This is a genomic window from Isoptericola sp. NPDC055063 (genome assembly GCF_053608125.1).
In genome coordinates this window covers 151,479-168,774 of sequence record NZ_JBSGUW010000006.1, presented here as the reverse complement: position 1 = coordinate 168,774, position 17,296 = coordinate 151,479, and the positions used below count along the sequence as shown (strand labels likewise).

Annotated in this window: 15 protein-coding genes; 5 read left to right on the top strand and 10 right to left on the bottom strand. The window is 74.2% G+C overall.

Annotation, left to right across the window (positions count from 1 at the left end; all coding sequences use genetic code 11):
* Positions 1 to 93 precede the first annotated feature (93 nt).
* On the top strand, positions 94 to 2,469 hold the full coding sequence (locus ACWF41_RS09370) for a glycosyltransferase (protein ID WP_380320495.1): 2,376 nt from the start codon (positions 94 to 96) through the stop codon (positions 2,467 to 2,469).
* Positions 2,470 to 2,476: 7 nt separating this feature from the next.
* On the opposite strand, the gene ACWF41_RS09365 is transcribed toward ACWF41_RS09370, so the two are convergent.
* Positions 2,477 to 3,799, bottom strand: a complete 1,323-nt coding sequence (locus ACWF41_RS09365; RefSeq protein ID WP_380320492.1) for a M50 family metallopeptidase — start codon at positions 3,797 to 3,799, stop codon at positions 2,477 to 2,479.
* A 68-nt stretch (positions 3,800 to 3,867) separates the two neighbouring features.
* A complete protein-coding gene (gene dxr / locus ACWF41_RS09360) occupies positions 3,868 to 5,055 on the bottom strand; it encodes a 1-deoxy-D-xylulose-5-phosphate reductoisomerase (RefSeq protein WP_380320489.1) in 1,188 nt (395 codons plus the stop codon).
* 214 nt (positions 5,056 to 5,269) lie between these two features.
* Here dxr and ACWF41_RS09355 point away from each other — a divergent pair, with 214 nt between their 5' ends.
* Positions 5,270 to 6,040 (top strand): hypothetical protein, encoded by a 771-nt coding sequence (locus tag ACWF41_RS09355; protein ID WP_380320486.1) that lies wholly within the window; start codon positions 5,270 to 5,272, stop codon positions 6,038 to 6,040.
* 46 nt (positions 6,041 to 6,086) lie between these two features.
* Here ACWF41_RS09355 and ACWF41_RS09350 read toward each other — a convergent pair whose 3' ends face one another.
* The gene (locus tag ACWF41_RS09350; RefSeq protein WP_380320483.1) at positions 6,087 to 7,367 is read right to left on the bottom strand and encodes an MFS transporter; all 1,281 of its coding nucleotides are present in this window, start codon (positions 7,365 to 7,367) and stop codon (positions 6,087 to 6,089) included.
* Positions 7,368 to 7,456: 89 nt separating this feature from the next.
* Between ACWF41_RS09350 and ACWF41_RS09345 the strand changes: the two genes are divergently transcribed.
* Positions 7,457 to 7,855 (top strand): MerR family transcriptional regulator, encoded by a 399-nt coding sequence (locus ACWF41_RS09345; protein ID WP_380320480.1) that lies wholly within the window; start codon positions 7,457 to 7,459, stop codon positions 7,853 to 7,855.
* Positions 7,856 to 7,956: 101 nt separating this feature from the next.
* Here ACWF41_RS09345 and ACWF41_RS09340 read toward each other — a convergent pair whose 3' ends face one another.
* From ACWF41_RS09340 to rpsB, 6 genes are all read right to left on the bottom strand, one after another.
* Positions 7,957 to 8,508, bottom strand: a complete 552-nt coding sequence (locus ACWF41_RS09340) for a DivIVA domain-containing protein (RefSeq protein ID WP_380326783.1) — start codon at positions 8,506 to 8,508, stop codon at positions 7,957 to 7,959.
* Entirely contained in the window at positions 8,505 to 9,692 is a 1,188-nt protein-coding gene (gene rlmN / locus ACWF41_RS09335; protein WP_380326780.1) for a 23S rRNA (adenine(2503)-C(2))-methyltransferase RlmN, read from the bottom strand. The genes ACWF41_RS09340 and rlmN overlap by 4 nt, the downstream gene beginning before the upstream one ends.
* Before the next feature lie 10 nt (positions 9,693 to 9,702).
* Positions 9,703 to 10,596 (bottom strand): phosphatidate cytidylyltransferase, encoded by an 894-nt coding sequence (locus ACWF41_RS09330; RefSeq protein ID WP_380326777.1) that lies wholly within the window; start codon positions 10,594 to 10,596, stop codon positions 9,703 to 9,705.
* A 2-nt stretch (positions 10,597 to 10,598) separates the two neighbouring features.
* Entirely contained in the window at positions 10,599 to 11,156 is a 558-nt protein-coding gene (gene frr / locus ACWF41_RS09325; RefSeq protein ID WP_380326774.1) for a ribosome recycling factor, read from the bottom strand.
* A gap of 67 nt (positions 11,157 to 11,223) precedes the next feature.
* A complete protein-coding gene (gene pyrH, locus ACWF41_RS09320; protein WP_380326771.1) occupies positions 11,224 to 11,991 on the bottom strand; it encodes a UMP kinase in 768 nt (255 codons plus the stop codon).
* Positions 11,992 to 12,220: 229 nt separating this feature from the next.
* Positions 12,221 to 13,777, bottom strand: coding sequence for a 30S ribosomal protein S2 (rpsB, locus tag ACWF41_RS09315; protein ID WP_452182404.1), 1,557 nt, complete (start codon positions 13,775 to 13,777; stop codon positions 12,221 to 12,223).
* A 714-nt stretch (positions 13,778 to 14,491) separates the two neighbouring features.
* On the opposite strand from rpsB, the gene ACWF41_RS09310 reads away from it, so the two are divergent.
* Positions 14,492 to 15,313: a murein hydrolase activator EnvC family protein gene (locus tag ACWF41_RS09310; protein WP_380324030.1), complete on the top strand. Its 822-nt coding sequence runs from the start codon at positions 14,492 to 14,494 to the stop codon at positions 15,311 to 15,313.
* Positions 15,314 to 15,385: 72 nt separating this feature from the next.
* Positions 15,386 to 15,961: a dihydrofolate reductase family protein gene (locus ACWF41_RS09305; RefSeq protein ID WP_380324033.1), complete on the top strand. Its 576-nt coding sequence runs from the start codon at positions 15,386 to 15,388 to the stop codon at positions 15,959 to 15,961.
* Between the two features lie 37 nt (positions 15,962 to 15,998).
* Here ACWF41_RS09305 and ACWF41_RS09300 read toward each other — a convergent pair whose 3' ends face one another.
* Positions 15,999 to 16,946, bottom strand: coding sequence for a tyrosine recombinase XerC (locus ACWF41_RS09300; protein WP_380324036.1), 948 nt, complete (start codon positions 16,944 to 16,946; stop codon positions 15,999 to 16,001).
* Positions 16,947 to 17,296: the final 350 nt, after the last annotated feature.

Here is a 17,296-nt window from a genome sequence, read left to right as displayed (position 1 = left end):
CGCACGGTGCCGCTGTGGACACTACCGGGGCGGCGGTCGTCGGAGGTGGCGGACACGGCCGGGCGCCGCCGTACGGTCCACTACTCTGTCGCGGTGCTCTCGCTCCTCGGGCTGATCCTCGTGGTCACCGTCGCCCTCCTGCTGCCCGCCACCGCGCTGGTGCTCGTCACCGGCCGACGCCGCCGTCGCCGGCACGCCGAGCCCCGCCCGGCGGCCACGGTCCTCGCGGTCGCCCTCGGGCTCGCCCTGGCCGCCGGGGTGCTGGCCACCCTCCTGGACGCCCCGCCCGCGCGCGCCGGGGTGGCCGCCGCCGTCGTCGGCGGCTCCGTCCTCGCGTGGTGGCCGGCCGGCAGGTCGTGGGCGGTGCGCGGGCTGACCGCCTGGGCGCTCAGCGTGCTCGCCTCCGTGACGTTCCTCGCCTACACGGGTCTCTGGACGGTCACCGCGTCGCTCGCGCCGGGGGCCGCGGTCGCGAGCGGGCTGCTCTGGCTCGTCGAGGCCTTCGTCGCCCTCATCGGCCTGGGCCACCTGTGGGAGTTCGTCGACGTGCTCACGCGCCGCCAGTGGCCGGCGTCGGTCGACCCGCGGCACACCGCCACCGGGTCCGCGCGGCCGTTCGTCAGCCTGCACGTGCCGACCCACGACGAGCCGCCGGACATGGTCGTGGCGACCCTCCGACAGCTGCTGCGCCAGCGCTACGACGCCTACGAGATCCTCGTCATCGACAACAACACCACCGACGAGTCCCTCTGGCGCCCCGTCGAGGCGTTCTGCGCCACGCACGACCGCCTGAAGTTCCTGCACGTCGAGAACCTCGAGGGCTTCAAGAGCGGCGCCCTGAACCTGGCCCTGCGGTACATGGACCCGCGGGCCGAGATCATCGGCATCATCGACGCCGACTACCTGGTGGAGCCGGACTTCCTCGCCGACTGCGCGCCGATGTTCGCCGACCCCGAGCTGAGCTTCCTGCAGACCCCGCAGGACTACCGCGACTGGGACGTCTCCGCCTACTTCCGGCGCCTGTACTACTCCTACAGCTACTTCTTCGACGTCTCGCAGGCCTCCCGCAACGAGCGCAACGGCGCGATCTTCGGCGGCACCATGGGCCTCATCCGGCGCGCCGCGCTCGAGGGCCAGGGCGGCTGGGACGAGTGGTGCATCACCGAGGACGCGGAGCTCTCGCTGCGCCTGCTGCGCGCCGGCGGCCGGGGCATGCACGTCGACCGCTCGTACGGCCGCGGCGTCATGCCGCTCACGTTCGAGGCCCTCAAGCGCCAGCGCTTCCGCTGGTGCTTCGGCGGAATCCAGATCCTGCGCATGCACTGGCGCTCGCTGCTGCCCGGCCGCCCCACCGCCGCCAACCGTCTCACCCTCGCCCAGCGCTGGGCCTACCTGGTGGGCGGCCTCCAGTGGTTCGGCGACGTCGCCTCGGTGATCTTCACCGGGTTCCTGCTCCTCGGCGCGGCCGACGCCGTCCTCGGGACGGGCACCGTGGTGCGCCGGCTGTCCGACGTGCTCGTGCTCTGCACCGTGGTGCTGGTGCTCCTCGGCCTCAGCCGGGCCGTCGTCCTCACCCGCCGCAGCTCCGGGGCGCGATGGCGGGACGCCCTCGGCGCGTTCGGCCTGTGGGTGGCGCTCGGCTGGGTGGTCGCGTCGGCGTCGGTGCGCGGCCTGTTCGCCCGCGAGGGCGTATTCCTGCGCACCCCGAAGCAGCGGGGTGAGCTCAGCGCCGCCTACGCGCTGCGCGCGAACCTCACGGAGCTCGTCGTGGGGCTGGTGGCCGTCACGGTGGGCGGGGTGGCGATCGCCCAGGGCACGGTCTCCGCCGTGGCCGTGGGGGCGCTCCTGTGCCTCCAGGGCATCGGGTTCCTCCTCGCCCCCGCCAACAGCATCGCGGCCCTGCGCAGCCACCTGCCCGACGACCTCGCGCGCCGCCGCCGGCGCGGCCTGGCGAGCTGGGAGACCGCCTGGTGGGGCGGCGCGGCAGCGGTCGGGGGCATCATGGCGGCCGTCATCGTCATCGGGGTGTGGCCGACCGGGCTGCCCGAGCGACCCAGCGTCCCGTCGGCGCTCGAGGCGGCCCGGGTGCCGTCCGACCAACTCCTCCCCGACCCCGCCGAGACCCGCGGGCCGGGCGCGGCCGACGAGCCGAAGGGCGATCCGACGAGCACGCCGCCCGGCACCGACGGCACCGACGTGGTCCGGACCTCCGACGAGGCGGCCGACCCGACGACGCCCACCGGCGAGCCGTCGCCGACCACGACCCCGTCCGAGGACCCGACGCCCTCCCCGACGGACGAGCCGACGCCGTCCCCCACGCCCACCACGGGGAACGGCACTCTGCCCACGCAGGCGTCGAAGCCGACGCAGGACCCGAAGCCCACCCCGTCGAACCGCCCCACGGACCCGCAGGACAACCGGAGCACGCCGTCGACGAAGCCGACCGCCCCTCCCGGCAAGGCGTCCTGAGGGCGGGCTACATCAGCCGGACCGGGTCGACCACGTCGGCGACGATGAGGATCGCGCCGGTCCCGATCAGGAGCACGAACATCACGTAGGCCACCGGCATCATCCGGGCCACGTCCGCCGGGCCGGGCAGCGGCAGGCCGCGCACGCGCGCGACGGTGCGCTTGGCGCCCTCGTACAGCGCGTTCACCACGTGCCCGCCGTCCAGCGGCAGCAGCGGGATGAGGTTGAAGACGAAGAGCGCCACGTTGAGCGCCGCGAGGATGCTCAGCAGGTACTGGAGCGTCGTGACGACCGGCTGGTCCGCCTCGACGACGTCGACCGCCATGCGCCCCACGCCCACCACGGACTGGACCGAGTCCTGCGACCGCGGCTCGTCGGTGAAGGCCTGCACCGCCGCGTCGGCGACGCGGACCGGCAGGGTGACGACCATGGCGGCCGTGCCGGACACCTGCTGCCAGACGGCCTCGGGCACGGTGGACAACGGCAGCGGCGTGTACTCCTGCGTCGGCGTCACGCCGAGGAAGCCCGCGGTCTCGGTCACGGGCTGCCCGTCGGCGCCGACCTTCGCGGCGCCGTCCGCGTCCGTCACGGGGACCTGACGGTCCGCGGTCGTGACGGTCAGCGGCACCTGCGCGCCGTCGCGCTCCACCACCACCGGGACCTCCTGGTCCGGCGTGTCCGCGATCATCCCCGAGAGCTGGTCCCACGACGTGACGGCCGTGCCGTCCCACTCCACGATCTCGTCGCCGGGCTGCAGCCCCGCCTCGGCGGCGGGCGACGCCGGGTCGCCGGCGCCGCACACGGGGGCGCCCTCGGCCGTGGTGGACGCCGGGACGCACGCCGTCACGGAGCCGACGGTGGTGGTGATGGTCGCCGCGCCGATCCCCACGAGGATCACGAAGGTCAGCACCACGGCGATCAGCAGGTTCATCACGGGCCCGCCGAGCATGACGACGAGCTTCTTCGGCGTGGACAGGCGGTAGAACGCGCGGTGCTCCTCGCCGGGGCGGATCTCGCTCACCGAGGCCTCGCGCGCGTCGGCGATCACCTGCCCGAAGAAGCCGTCGCGGCGGCGCGCGCCCTCCGGCGCGGGCGGCATCATGCCGACCATGCGCACGTAGCCGCCCAGCGGGATCGCCTTGACGCCGTACTCGGTCTCGCCCTTCGTGCGCGACCACAGCGTGGGCCCGAAGCCCACCATGTACTGGCTGACGCGCACACCGAACTTCTTGGCGGGCACCATGTGGCCCAGCTCGTGCAGGCCGATGGAGAGGGCGAGGCCCACCACCATCACGCCGATGCCGACCACCCAGGCGAGAATCTGATCCACGGCCACGAGCCTAGGTCACCTCGGAGCACCCGCCGTGCCGCCCCGTGCCCGCGCGCGTGCAGGGTTCGTCAGGACCGCGCGAGGATCTCGTCCGCGCGCTCCCGCGCCCAGCGCTCGACCTCCTCGACGCCCTCGAGCGTGACGTCGGCGGCGGCCACGCCGTCATGCTCGCCCAGCACCCGTTCCACCGTCTCGACGATGTCGAGGAAGCCGATGCGCCCGGCCAGGAACGCCGCGACGCCCTGCTCGTTCGCCGCGTTGTAGACGGCGGGGTGCGTCGCCGAGGCGGCCACGGCGGCGCGTGCCAGCCCGACGGCGGGGAACATCGCCTCGTCGAGCGGCTCGAACGTCCACGACGACGCCTGCGTCCAGTCGCAGGGCGGCGACACGACGTCCAGCCGCTCGGGCCAGGACAGGCCGAGGGCGATCGGCAGCCGCATGTCCGGCGGCGACGCCTGCGCGATCGTGGAGCCGTCGCGGAACTCGACCATCGAGTGCACCACCGACTGCGGGTGCACCACGACGGTGATGTCGTCCGCCGGCACGTCGAACAGCAGGTGCGCCTCGATGAGCTCGAGCCCCTTGTTCATCAGGGAGGCCGAGTTGACCGTCACGACGGGTCCCATCGACCACGTCGGGTGCGCGAGCGCCTCCTCGGCCGTGGCCTTCTTGATGTCGTCGCGGCTGCGGCCGCGGAACGGTCCGCCCGACGCCGTGAGGATCAGCCGGCGCACCTCGGCACGCGCGCCGCTGCGCAGGGCCTGCGCCATCGCCGAGTGCTCGGAGTCCACCGGCACGATCTGCCCGGGGGCCGCCGCGGCCTTGACGAGTGACCCGCCCACCACCAGCGACTCCTTGTTCGCCAGCGCCAGCGTGGAGCCGGCCGCGAGCGCCGCGAGCGTGGGGCGCAGGCCGACGGACCCGGTGATGCCGTTCAGCACGACGTCGCTGCCGCGCCCGGCGAGCTCGGTGGCCGCGTCGGGGCCGGCGAGCACCTCGACGCCCGCGGCGCCCTGGCCAAGGCGGTCGGCCAGCGCGGTCCGCAGGTCCTCCGCCCGCCCGGCGTCGGCGACGGCGACCGCGCGCGCGCCCGTGACGGCGACCTGCTCGGCGAGCAGCGCGACGTCCGAGCCGCCGGCGCTCAGTGCCTCGACCCGGAACCTCCCTGAGTGCGCCTGGACGACGTCGATCGCCTGGGTGCCGATCGAGCCGGTGGAGCCGAGGAGTGTCACGGTGCGGGGTGCGTCGGCGGACATGTCGCCCATCATCCCAGGCGCGCGACGGCGGCGGTGCGGTGGTGTGCGACGCCGTCCGGCGGGCCCGGCGACACGCCGCGGAGATGCCCAGACTTCACCCGCGCCGGTGCTTGACTTCCCGACGTCAGGCGTCCGCGCCCGGTCGCGGACGGGTGTGAGGCCGGTTACGTTCGCAAACATGCGTACTTATCGCGTGATAGTCGGTAAGAGGCCCGTGGCGGCACTTGCCGGTCTCGTCGTCCTCGTGTCCGGCTCGGTCGTGGCCACTGCCGCCCCGGCCGCAGCGGACGGCGACGGCGAGACACACCGCATCTACGCGACCCGCGAAGGTCTGGTCGGCAAGCGCACCGCCAACGGGCACAAGATCCGCAAGAACGACCACTTCGTCGCGCTCCCCTCACGGCGCGCTCTCTCGCCGAAGGGCTCCGGCGCGTACTCCGTCCGGGTGTGCCGGGCGGGCAGCACCCGCTGCGAGTACGCGCCGGTGTGGGACGTCGGCCCCTGGAACAGCGTCGACGACTACTGGAGCTCGACGCGGCACGCCGCGCGCAGCCTGCCCAAGGGCACCCCGGAGGCCTCCGCCGCGTACCGGCTCGGGTACAACGGCGGGCGGGACCTGTACGGGCGCAAGGTCACCAACCCCGCGGGCATCGACCTCGCCGACGGCACGTACCGTCACGGCCTGCTCCTGCCGCGCAACGCCTGGATCGACGTCACATATCTGTGGCAGGGCTCGGCCCGCACCGGCATCGTCGTGACGAACGGGCGCACCCTCAACGTCCGGTCCGGGCCGAGCACCGCGCGGGCGCGCACGGGGCTCGCCGCCAACACGGCCCGGGTACCGCTCCTGTGCTACTCCCGCGGGCAGTGGGTCTCCGGCAGCCGCGGCACCACGAACCTCTGGTACAGGATCGGCCGCAGCAACTGGGTCTCGGACGCCTACCTCAACACCGGCACCGGCCGCCCGGTGGCCCGGCACTGTTGACCCGGCACACCTGACCCGGCATTCCTGACCCGGCACCGCGTTCAGGTCACCGCCCGGCCCGGGGAGACGCGGCGACGGCGGGAGTACCGGGCCGCCGCCGCGGCTCGCCGCCGGACGGCGCGCGGTCGGACCAGCTGCAGGCGCCCACAGCGAGCGCGACCGTCGTCGCCGCGACCACCGCCGCCGCGGGAACCGGCAGGGCGTCCACGCCTCCCCGCGCCACGACGAGGGACGCGGCCGCCGCCCCCACGGCGATCCCCCCGTTGAACACGACGGGGATGAGCGCGCCCGCCGTGGCGCGCCGGGCCGGGCCGCCGAGCCGCAGGATCAGGGTCTGCGCGAGCGGGGGCAGCGCGCCCGAGCTCACGCCCCAGGCCACGATGACGGCGACCCCGAGCGCCGGGCGCCCGTCGACGGTCGCGAGGCCGAGGAGCGAGAGCGCCGTCCCGCCCGCGGCGACGGCGAGCCCGGGCGAGGTCCGTGCGCCGTACCGCCCCGCCAGCACGACCCCCGCGGCAGACGCCAGGCCGAAGAGCAGGAGCAGGGCGCTTACGCCGCCGGGGATCCCGGCCGCCGGGGACTCGACGATCCGCGTCACAAAGGTGTAGGCGCCGTAGTGCCCGACGAGCAGGACGCCCACGACCACGGTGACCGCGACCATCGGACCGGCCCCCGGCACCCGGCCCGGCGCACCGCCCGGCACCCCGTCCGGGCGGGCGGCGACGGGGACGGGAGCCGCAGAGGACCGGGCGACCAGCGCGCGGACGGCGACGGCCACCACGAGCGTGAGGACGGCCAGCCCGCCGAAGGCGGCGCGCCAGCCCGCGGCGCGCGCCACGAGGCTCGCGACCGGGGTCCCGAGCACCATGCCGAGCGTCGCGCCACCGAGCACCACGGCGACGGCCCGCGCGAGGAGGCGGTCGGGCACCAGATCGGCCACGTGCGCGTTGGCGCTGGCCCACAGGAGCCCGACGGCGGCCGCGCCCGCGAGCCTGGCGCCCACCGCCACGCCGTACGACGGGGCGAGCGAAGTGGCCGCCGCCGACGCCGCGAGCACGGTCAGCGCGACGGCGATGACCGCCCTCCGGTCCCGGCCCCGCACGAGGCGGACCAGGGGGAAGCTCGCGACCACGACGACGGCGGCCCAGACCGACACCAGCAGGCCGGTCCGCGCCTCGGGCACCCCGAGGCCGGAGCTCATCTGCGGCAGCACCGCGGTGGGCAGCATCTCGGCGGTGACCATCGCGAAGGTCGCCGCCCCGAGGACGAGGAGGGAGGGCCACGGCAGCCGGTCGGGGACGAGGGCGGTGGGGCGTGGTGTCGTCATGCCACCGACGCTAGAGTTTGACATCGATGTCAATGTCAAGGGCCCCCGCGGCGGGGCCCGGGGCGAGCGGGCGACGGCGGGAGGCCGGCATGCGGATCGGCGAGGTGGCGCGGCGCACCGGGGTGGCGCCGCGACTGGTGCGGTACTACGAGCAGCAGGGGCTGCTGACGGCCGAGCGGGCGGCGAACGGCTACCGCGACTACGGCGACGCCGACGTCGAGCGGGTGGGGCGGGTCGCCGGCATGGTCCGCGCCGGGATCCCCACGCGGCTCGTCAAGGTGCTCCTCGACATGGAGGACGCGAGCGCGCAGGACCACCCCACCTGCCCGCGGACCGTCGCGGAGCTGCTCGCCGGCGAGCTCGGCGGCATCGAGGACCGCATCGCCTGCCTCACCCGAAGCCGCGACACGATCCGCGAATTCCTCGCCCGCACCGAGCACGCCGCGCTGCTGTCCGAGGCGGCCGCCGCGTCGTCGCCGGCGGGCTGACGCCGGCCACCACGACGGCCCAGGCCATCACGAATTGCGCAGGGGCCGCCGACCCGGAGGTCGGCGGCCCCTGCGGGCGCGCGTCGATGCGGGTGCCGAGGTCACTCGACCCCGAGCAGCACCTCGATCGCGCGGGCGAAGAACCGGTCCACCGGGCCCTCGGCGTACGCGTCCGCGCCCTTGGCGCGGCTGAACGTGGCCGAGCGGATCTCGGACGACGTCAGCGGCTCCTGGCGGTCGAAGTACGCGACGAGCCGGTCGCACAGCGCGTCCACGTCGTCGGTGTCGTAACCCTGAGCGCCACGCTCCGCCGGGGCGAACTTCTCGCCGTCGGGCCGGCCCAGGCGCCCGTACATCGTGCGGGCGCGGTCGGCGAGGGCGGCCATCCAGGCCTCCTGCCCGTGCGCCGCGACGTACTCGGCGCGCTGGCGCGCGATGAACGCCGCCTCCAGCCGGTCCAGCGCCGCGTCGACCTCGTGCGTGTCGTACCCGCCGCGCACCAGGTCGAACGTCGACACCTGGATGTCGGCGTGCGACAGGGGCTCCGCGGTGCGTCCCTCGTAGGCCTGCCGCGCGTGGTCGAAGAAGTCCTCGACCTCGTCGCGGTCGTACCCGGTGCGCATCGCGGACACCGTGCTGAACAGTGCGCTCACTCGTCCTCCTCCGCAGCCAGCTGCCCGCAGGCGCCGTCGATGTCGCTCCCGCGGGTGTCACGGATCGTGGTGGGGATGCCGTGCCCGCGCAAGCGTGCCACAAACTCGTCCTCGACATCACGCTCGCTCGCGGTCCAGATCGAGCCGGGCGTGGGGTTGAGCGGGATGGGGTTGACGTGCACCCAGCCGCGACCGCGGGCGTTGAGCTTCTCCCCCAGCAGGTCGGCGCGCCAGCCGTGGTCGTTCATGTCCTTGATGAGCGCGTACTCGATCGACACGCGGCGGCCCGTGACCTCGAAGTAGCGTCGGGCGGCGTCGAGCGCCTCGTCCACGCTCCAGCGGGTGTTGATCGGCACGAGCTCGCTGCGCAGGTCGTCGTCGGGCGCGTGCAGGCTGAGCGCCAGGGTCACCGGGATCTCGAGCTTCGTCAGCTTCTCGATCGCGGGCACCAGACCCACCGTGGAGACGGTGATGTTGCGCGCCGACATGCCGAAACCCTCGGGCTGCGGCGCGACCAGCGCGCGCACCGTCTCGAAGACCGCCTTCGGGTTCGCCAGCGGCTCGCCCATGCCCATGAACACGAGGTTGTTCAGGCGCGTGGGACCGCCGGGGATCTCGCCCTCCGCGAGCGACCGGTTCGCGGCGCGCACCTGCTCGAGGATCTCCGCCGTCGAGAGGTTGCGGGTGAGGCCGAGCTGCCCCGTCGCGCAGAACGGGCACGCCATGCCGCAGCCCGCCTGGGACGACACGCACAGCGTGGTCCGGTGCGGGTAGCGCATGAGCACCGACTCGACCTTGGCGTCGTCGAACAGGTGCCACAGCGTCTTGACCGTCGTGCCCCCGTCGGCCTCGAGGCGGCGTGTGGGGCGGATGAGCGGCGGGAACATCGTGGTCGCGATGGCCTCGCGCGTCTTCGCCGGCAGGTCGGTCATCTGCTCCGGGTCGGACGTGTAGTGCTGGAAGTAGTGCGTGGCGAGCTGCTTGGCCCGGAACGGCTTCTCCCCCATCGCCTCCATCGACGCGACGCGCTCCGCCGGCGTGAGGTCGGCGAAGTGCTTCGGCGGCTTGCCCCGCCGGCGCGGCGCCATCTGCAGCGGGAGGGGTGCGGTCTCGTCGCCCGGCCGGACCGCGGGGATCCCGAGGTCGGTGCCGGACGTCGCCGCGCGGGTGGGGGTGGGGGGCATGACAGGTTCCTTACAGGGCGCCGGACGGCGCCATGGTGAGCACGAGGTACACGAACGGTGCGGTGACGACCAGCGAGTCGAGGCGGTCCAGCACGCCCCCGTGGCCCGGGAGCAGCGAACCCATGTCCTTCAATTCTAGGTCGCGCTTGATGAGCGACTCGGCGAGGTCGCCCACCGTGGCCGTGATCGCGGTGAGGACCCCGAGGAGGACGCCGAGCAGCGGGCTGGCGCCGAGGGCGAGCACCGCGCCCGCGACGCCCACCGCCGTGGCGAGGACGACCGATCCCGCCAGGCCCTCCCACGTCTTCTTCGGGCTCACGGTGGGCGCCAGCGGGTGGCGGCCCATCGTCACTCCGGCGATGTAGCCGCCGGTGTCGTTCGCGACGGCGAGCAGGATGAACAGCGCGACGCGCAGCTCGCCGTCCGGCTGCGCCAGCATCAGGAGCACGAAGCCCGCGAGGAACGGCACGTACGTCGCCGCGAACACGGCTGCCGCCGAGTCGCGCAGGGCCTGCGGCCCCGGGCCGTCCAGCACCCGCCAGACGACCACTGCACCCACCGTCAGGACGTACGCGACCAGCAGCGCCTCGGGCCCCGACGTGTATGCCGAGACCACCATGCCGACGCCGCCCACCAGGAGCGGGAGCATGGGCAGCCGGATGTCGCGCCGCGCGAACGCCTGGCGCAGCTCCCAGAGCGCCGCGCCCACCGCGACGGCCGCGACCGCCACGAACGGCTCCGGTCGGAACCACAGCGACGCCGCCACGCCGAGGAGCAGGAGCACCCCGACGGTGATCGCCGCGGGCAGGTTGCGGCCCGCGCGCGACGAGGTCGGGCCTGTGGCACCGCCGGTGGCCGGATCGAGCGGGGACGCGTCCTCGCCCGGTTCGAGGGGATGGGTCACCATCAGACCTCGAGCAGCTCGCTCTCCTTGCCGGCGAGCAGCACGTCGATCGCGTCGACGTGCTTCTTCGTCAGCGACTCCAGCTCCTTCTCGGCACGGGCCACCTCGTCCTCGCCGGCCTCGCCGTCCTTGACGATGCGGTCCAGCTCCTCCTTGGCCTTGCGGCGGACGTTGCGCACGGAGATGCGGGCGTCCTCCGCCTTCGTCTTCGCCATCTTCACGTAGTCGCGGCGGCGCTCCTCCGTGAGGGCGGGCATGACGATGCGGATCGCGTTGCCGTCGTTCGACGGGTTGACGCCGAGGTCGGACTCGCGGAGCGCCTTCTCGATCGTCGTCATCGAGCCCTTGTCGAACGGGGAGATGAGCACCGTGCGCGCGTCCGGGATGTTGAACGACGCGAGCTGCTGCAGCGGCGTGGGCGCGCCGTAGTAGTCCACGGTGATCTTCGAGAACATGCCGGCGTTCGCACGGCCGGTGCGGATGCCTGCGAAGTCCTCCTTGGCGACCTCGATCGCCCTGTCCATCTTCTCCTCGGCCTCGAGGAGGGTGTCGTCGATCACCGGTGCTCCATTCTCGTCGTCGTGCTCGTCGTGCTCGTCGGTGGGTCGTGCTCGGTACCGCGCAGCGTCAGTGCGTGGTGACCAGCGTGCCGATCTTGTCGCCCAGCAGCGCGCGGGTCACGTTACCCGGCTCCTCGAGGCCGAAGACGCGCATGCGCACGTCGTTGTCCCGGCACAGCGAGAGCGCGGTCGCGTCCATCACGTTCAGGCCGCGCACCAGGGCGTCGGTGTAGGTCAGGTGCTCGAGCCGCTCGGCGTCCGGGTTCGTGCGCGGATCCGCGGAGTAGACGGCGTCGACACCGTTCTTGCCCATGAGGACCTCGTCGCAGTGCGTCTCCAGGGCGCGCTGCACCGACACCGTGTCGGTGGAGAAGTACGGCATGCCCGCCCCGGCGCCGAAGATCACGACGCGCCCCTTCTCGAGGTGACGGATCGCCCGCAGGGGGATGTACGGCTCCGCGACCTGCCCCATGGTGATCGCCGTCTGCACGCGGGTGGTCACGCCGTCCTGCTCCAGGAAGTCCTGCAGCGCCAGGCAGTTCATCACCGTGCCGAGCATGCCCATGTAGTCGGCGCGGGCACGGTCCAGGCCCGCCCGGGACAGCTCGGCACCGCGGAAGAAGTTGCCCCCGCCGGAGACGATCGCGACCTGCACGCCCTGGCGGACGGCGTCGCCGATCTCCTGGGCGATGCGGCGCACGACGTCGGTGGCCAGGCCCACGCTGCCGCCGCCGAAGGTCTCGCCGGAGAGCTTCAGCAGCACCCGGCGTGCCGGTGCGTCCTCGCCCGCCGCGGCGGTCGGCTCGGTCTGGTTGGTCTCGGTCACGTGCGTCACCGTCGCTCTCTCGGTCTGTTCCGCATGCCTCGTCGGCATGTCCTGCGTCGCCGCGCGGCGCTCGACGCCGCGGGCGTGGTCGGGCCCGCGCCGCCCGACCGAAGGTGGTCACCCTCCGCGCATCCTGGCACCGGACGCCGGATCCCGCCCCGTCAGCCGGCGCGGGTGGGTATGCGACAGGCCCGACCGCACCGCGCACGGTGCGGTCGGGCCTGGACGCAGGCGGCTGTCAGCTGCCGACGCGGAAGCGGACGAAGCCCAGCAGGTTGCCGCCGGTGGTGGCGACGTGCTTGGCGACCGTCGTCTTCGTGTCCTTGGCCAGGGGCTGGTCCACGAGGACCGCGTCCTTGAAGAAGCCGTTGAGGCGACCCTCGACGATCTTCGGCAGAGCGGCCTCGGGCTTGCCCTCGGCGATCGAAACCTCGCGCGCGATCTCGCGCTCCTTCTCGACGACGTCCGCCGGGACGTCCTCACGGGACAGGAACCGCGGGGCCAGGGCCGCGATGTGCTGCGCGACGTCCTTGGCGACGGGCTCGGCCGCGTCGTCCGTGGCGACGAGCACGCCGATCGACGGCGGCAGGTCCTTGGCGGTCTTGTGCAGGTAGGTCGTGACCTTCGGCGCCTCGAGGCGGGCCACGCGGCGCAGCACGATCTTCTCGCCCAGGGTGGCACCCTGCGCGGCGATCGCGTCGGCGACGGTGCCCTCGGCGGCCGGGGCGGCGAGCGCGGACTCGGCGTCCGTGGCACCCGCGGCGGCGGCGGCCTCGAGCACCGAGTCGGCGAGCGCGACGAACGTCGCGTTCTTGACGACGAAGTCCGTCTCGGCGTCGAGCTCGATCATCGTGGCGACCTGGCCGGCGGCGGCGTCCTCGACCTTGACGGCCACGAGGCCCTCGGTGGTCGCGTTGCCCTCGCGCTTGGCGGCGCGCGCCAGGCCCTTCTTGCGGATGATCTCGATCGCCTGCTCGGCGTTGCCGTCGGCCTCGTCGAGCGCCTTCTTGACGTCGAGCATGCCGGCACCGGCCAGGAGCTCGCGCTCCCACTCGGCCAGCGGCTCGGCCTCGGCGGTCTGGTCGGCCTCGCCCTTCTTGCCCGAGTGGCGCTGCATGAGGCCCTCGGCCGCGGCGTCCGCGATCACGCGGGTGAGCAGCGTGACGGAGCGGATCGCGTCGTCGTTGCCCGGGATCGCGTAGTCGACGACGTCGGGGTCGCAGTTGGTGTCGAGGATCGCGACGACGGGGATGCCCAGCTTGCGGGCCTCGTTGACGGCGAGGTGCTCCTTGTTAGTGTCCACGACCCAGACCGCCGACGGCGTCTTGGCCATGTCACGGATGCCGCCCAGCGTGCGCGCGAGCTTGTCCTTCTCGCGGCGCAGGACGAGGAGCTCCTTCTTCGTCAGCGCGGAGCCGGCGACGTCGTCGAAGTCGATCTCCTCGAGCTCCTTGAGGCGCTGGAGGCGCTTGTGCACGGTGGTGAAGTTGGTGAGCATGCCGCCCAGCCAGCGGTGGTTCACGTACGGCATGCCGACGCGGGCGGCCTGCTCGGCCACCGGCTCCTGCGCCTGCTTCTTGGTGCCGACGAAGAGGATGGTGCCGCCGTGGGCGACGGTCTCCTTGACGAACTCGTACGCGCGGTCGATGTACGACAGCGACTGCTGGAGGTCGACGATGTAGATGCCGTTGCGCTCGGTGAAGATGAAGCGCTTCATCTTCGGGTTCCAACGGCGGGTCTGGTGCCCGAAGTGGACACCGCTCTCGAGGAGCTGGCGCATGGTCACGACGGCCATGACACGTCCTTTCGCCGCGTGCGCCGGATCATCCGGGCGGCACGCGCGTCAGGCGACCGGCCCTGCACCCTCGGCAGGAGTCCGGTCGCGGTACTCGGTTCGTCGGTGACGGGCATCTGGCCCACCACCCCTGGCGTCACGCCGGGCCGGCACCGCTCCCGGGAGACCGGGCTCGGACCGCTGCCGACGCGGCCGCACCCTGCGACCGGCGGACCGGGACGCGGGGCGCGTACGTGACGCGCGATGTCGACCTGCTCGTTCCGCACCACCCGGTCGGCGGGCCGGGACCGTCGAGGACGGACACGAAACACCGAGAGGTCGGGGGGCGAGGCACAAGCCGATCGCACCCACCAGTCTACCCGACGGGAAGGGGCGATCCGGCGCTCCCCGGACCGGCCTCGTCACACCCGGTGCCGCCCGCGGGTGCTGCCCGTCGCCGACGCCGTCCCCCAGCGATCGCCCGGATCGGAGCCTGCCCCCAGGACACCTTCGTCCACAGCGACGAACGCCGCCGCACCACCGCCGGCCGGGCCCGGTCAGGCTGCCCGCATGACTTCCGCCCCCGGCGCACCGTTCCCCCGCCCGAACGCGCCACGAGCTCCGGGTTCCACGCCACCCCACGCTTCCACGCCGACACACGCCTCGTCGCCGACGCCACTGCCCCCGGCCGACGCGTCCGTGCCGGGCTGGCCTGCAGCACGCGGGGCCGCCCGTGTGGCCTTGCTCGCCGGGCTGGCGCTGCTGCTCGGCGCCGCGGCCGTCGTCGTCGGGGGCGGCCTCGATGCGGGCGCCAGCAATCGGGGCGGCGTCCGTGCTCCCGTCACGACCTGGTCGACCGGCACCGGCCTGCAGCTCGCCGGGCGCTCCGTGGCGGAGTGGACACGTGTGACCGACGCGGCGGGCACGGTCGGCGCGACGACGACGGCCATGGTCCCGGCGGCAGCGGCGGGCCACGCGCTTGTGCCGACCAGCCCCGCCGGCGTCCCCGCGAGCGCGGGGCCAGGCGCCCCAGGCGACCCCCCAGGCGACCCCGCAGGCGACGCGGCCGGCGACGCGGCCGGCGACCTGGCCGGCGACCTGGCCGGCGACCTGGCCGGCGACCTGGCCGGCGACCTGGCGCCGCGCGGCGGCTGGGCGCGCCCCGTGCCGGGTCCGGTCCTGCACGAGTTCGACCCGCCGGCCGAGCGATGGCAGGCCGGGCACCGCGGCGTCGACCTCGCCGCGGCGGTGGGCGAGCCCGTGCGGTCGCCGGCGGACGGGACCGTGTCCTTCGCCGGCTCGGTCGCGGGCAAGCCGGTCGTCGTGGTCACGCATGCCGGCGGCCTGCGGTCGACGTTCGAGCCGGTGACAGCCGGGGTCGACCTCGGCACCGCCGTGAGCCGCGGCGACACGATCGGCTCGCTCGCCCGAACCCCTGGGCACTGCGCACCTGCCGGGTGCCTGCACTGGGGCGTGCTGCGCGGCGAGGTCTACCTGGACCCGCTCGCGCTCGTCGGCGAGGACGCCCCGATCGTCCTGCTCCCCGGCGGCCCGTGAGGGCGGGACAGATGAGTACGGCGCCGCGCGACCGTCTCTCCTCGCGACCGCACGCTCGACGAGGGAGATGTCATGGCCAAGGTGATCGCGGGGGCGACCGTGTCGCTGGACGGGTACGTGCAGGACGCCGGCGGGAACTTCGGAGCCCTGTACGCGGACTTCGGCTCACCCGAGAGCACCGCGTACATGCAGCAGCTGCAGGAGGAGACCGGCGCGGTGCTCATGGGCCGCCGCACCTACGACCTCGCCGAGGACCCCGACGGATACGCGGACGGCTACGAGTACCAGGTGCCGATCTTCGTGGTGACGCACGAGCCGCCGCCCGTCGCGCCGAAGCGGAACGAACGGCTCTGGATCACGTTCGTCACGGGCGGGGTCGAGGAGGCCGTCTCGCGCGCGGTCGAGGCGGCGGGCGACCGCGACGTGAGCCTCATCGGCGGCGCGAACCTGTTCCGCCAGCTCATGGCCGGCGGGCTCGTCGACGAGCTGGCCGTGGACGTCGTGCCGGTCCTGTTCGGCGGGGGCGTCCGCCTGTTCGGCGACGGTCCGGGATCGGTGCCGCCAGGCACCACTCTGGAGAAGGTGAGCGTCCAGGACGTCGGCGCCCGCACGTCGCTGCGCTACCGGGTGGTCCGGCGCGGCGCGTAGGACGAGCGCGCGGCGGCGGGGGAGCTCGGGCGCCCGGTCAGGCGCGGGGGAAGGCCTGCACGAACACCTTGCGGAGACGTTCGTCGTCCACGTGGGTGTACCGCTGGGTGGTGCCGAGGTCCGAGTGCCCCAAGACCTCCTGCACGGACCGCAGGTCGGACCCGCCCTGCAGCAGGTGGGTGGCCGCCGAGTGCCGCAGCGCGTGCGGGGCGACGTCCTCGACCCCGGCCTTCGCGGCCAGCAGGTGCACCGCGTCGCGGACCTGACGCTGCCCCCACCGTCCGCCGCGCGCGCCGAGCAGGAGCGCGGCACCGGAGCCCGGCCGAACGAGCGCCGGCCGGCCGGACGCGAGCCACTCCGACACGGCGCGCGCCGCGGGCACCCCGAAGGGCACGACCCGTTCCTTGCCGCCCTTGCCCAGCACCCGCACGAGCCGCTCGGTGAGGTCGACGGCCGGGACGTCCACCTGGACGAGCTCGCCGACCCGGATCCCGCTCCCGTACAGCAGCTCCGCCGCCGCCCAGGCGCGCAGCGCCGCGGGTCGGTCGTCGGGCTCCGCGGCGTGCGCGGTCTCGCGTGCGGCGTCGAGCAGCGCCGACGCGGCCTCCGCGCTGAGCACCGTCGGCAGCGTGCGGGGCACCTTCGGACTGGCGAGGCGAGCAGTCGGGTCGCCGGCCACCAGGCCCACTCGGTAGGCCCAGCGCAGGAACGTGCGGGCCGCGGCGCCGCGCCGGGCGATCGTGGCCCGCGCCAGCCCGCGCTCGGCCTGCGTGGCGAGCCAGCCGCGCAGCATCGCCACGTCCACGCCGGGAAGGTCCGTCACCCCGTGGCGCACGGCGTACCGCAGCAGCGAACCCACGTCCGCCCGATAGGCCCGGCGCGTGTGGGCCGAATGGCCTCGCTGGACCTCGAGAAACTCGTCGAAGCGGGCCAGCGCCTCGTCGAGCTGCGCCGGCAGCGGCGGCAGGTCAGGATCGGTGTCCACCCAGGTCAGTGTGCCCCTGAGGGGCCGCGAGGCGGGTGAGGGCGGCGCGCGTGTCTCGTTCCGCACGCCAGCCCGTCCGGCCCGGCCGCGCCCTCCTCCCGGCGCGCAGCCTGCCCGCGCCTCCCCTCGCCTCCTCCAGTCGCTGCCCGTAGCCCCTCACCACCTCCGCGCGCTGCCCGTAGCTCCCCTCACCGCCTCCGCGCGCCGCCTGCAGCACTCCGCACGCCCCTCGCGCCGCGGCGCGGGTCACCGCCGCGGGGCGCGGCGGGGAGAGGCAGGGTCGCCACGTTCGACGGTTTCGCCCTCGAGAACGCGGCAATCGCGGGGTCCCACGAACGGGGACGTTTCTA

Bases quoted from the DNA above. Each gene is read 5' to 3' on its own strand.
- dxr (WP_380320489.1), bottom strand. From the start codon at position 5,055: ATGTCCGCCGACGCACCCCGCACCGTGACACTCCTCGGCTCCACCGGC.
- ACWF41_RS09350 (WP_380320483.1), bottom strand. From the start codon at position 7,367: ATGACGACACCACGCCCCACCGCCCTCGTCCCCGACCGGCTGCCGTGG.
- ACWF41_RS09345 (WP_380320480.1), top strand. From the start codon at position 7,457: ATGCGGATCGGCGAGGTGGCGCGGCGCACCGGGGTGGCGCCGCGACTG.
- rlmN (WP_380326780.1), bottom strand. From the start codon at position 9,692: ATGCCCCCCACCCCCACCCGCGCGGCGACGTCCGGCACCGACCTCGGG.
- rpsB (WP_452182404.1), bottom strand. From the start codon at position 13,777: ATGGCCGTCGTGACCATGCGCCAGCTCCTCGAGAGCGGTGTCCACTTC.
- ACWF41_RS09305 (WP_380324033.1), top strand. From the start codon at position 15,386: ATGGCCAAGGTGATCGCGGGGGCGACCGTGTCGCTGGACGGGTACGTG.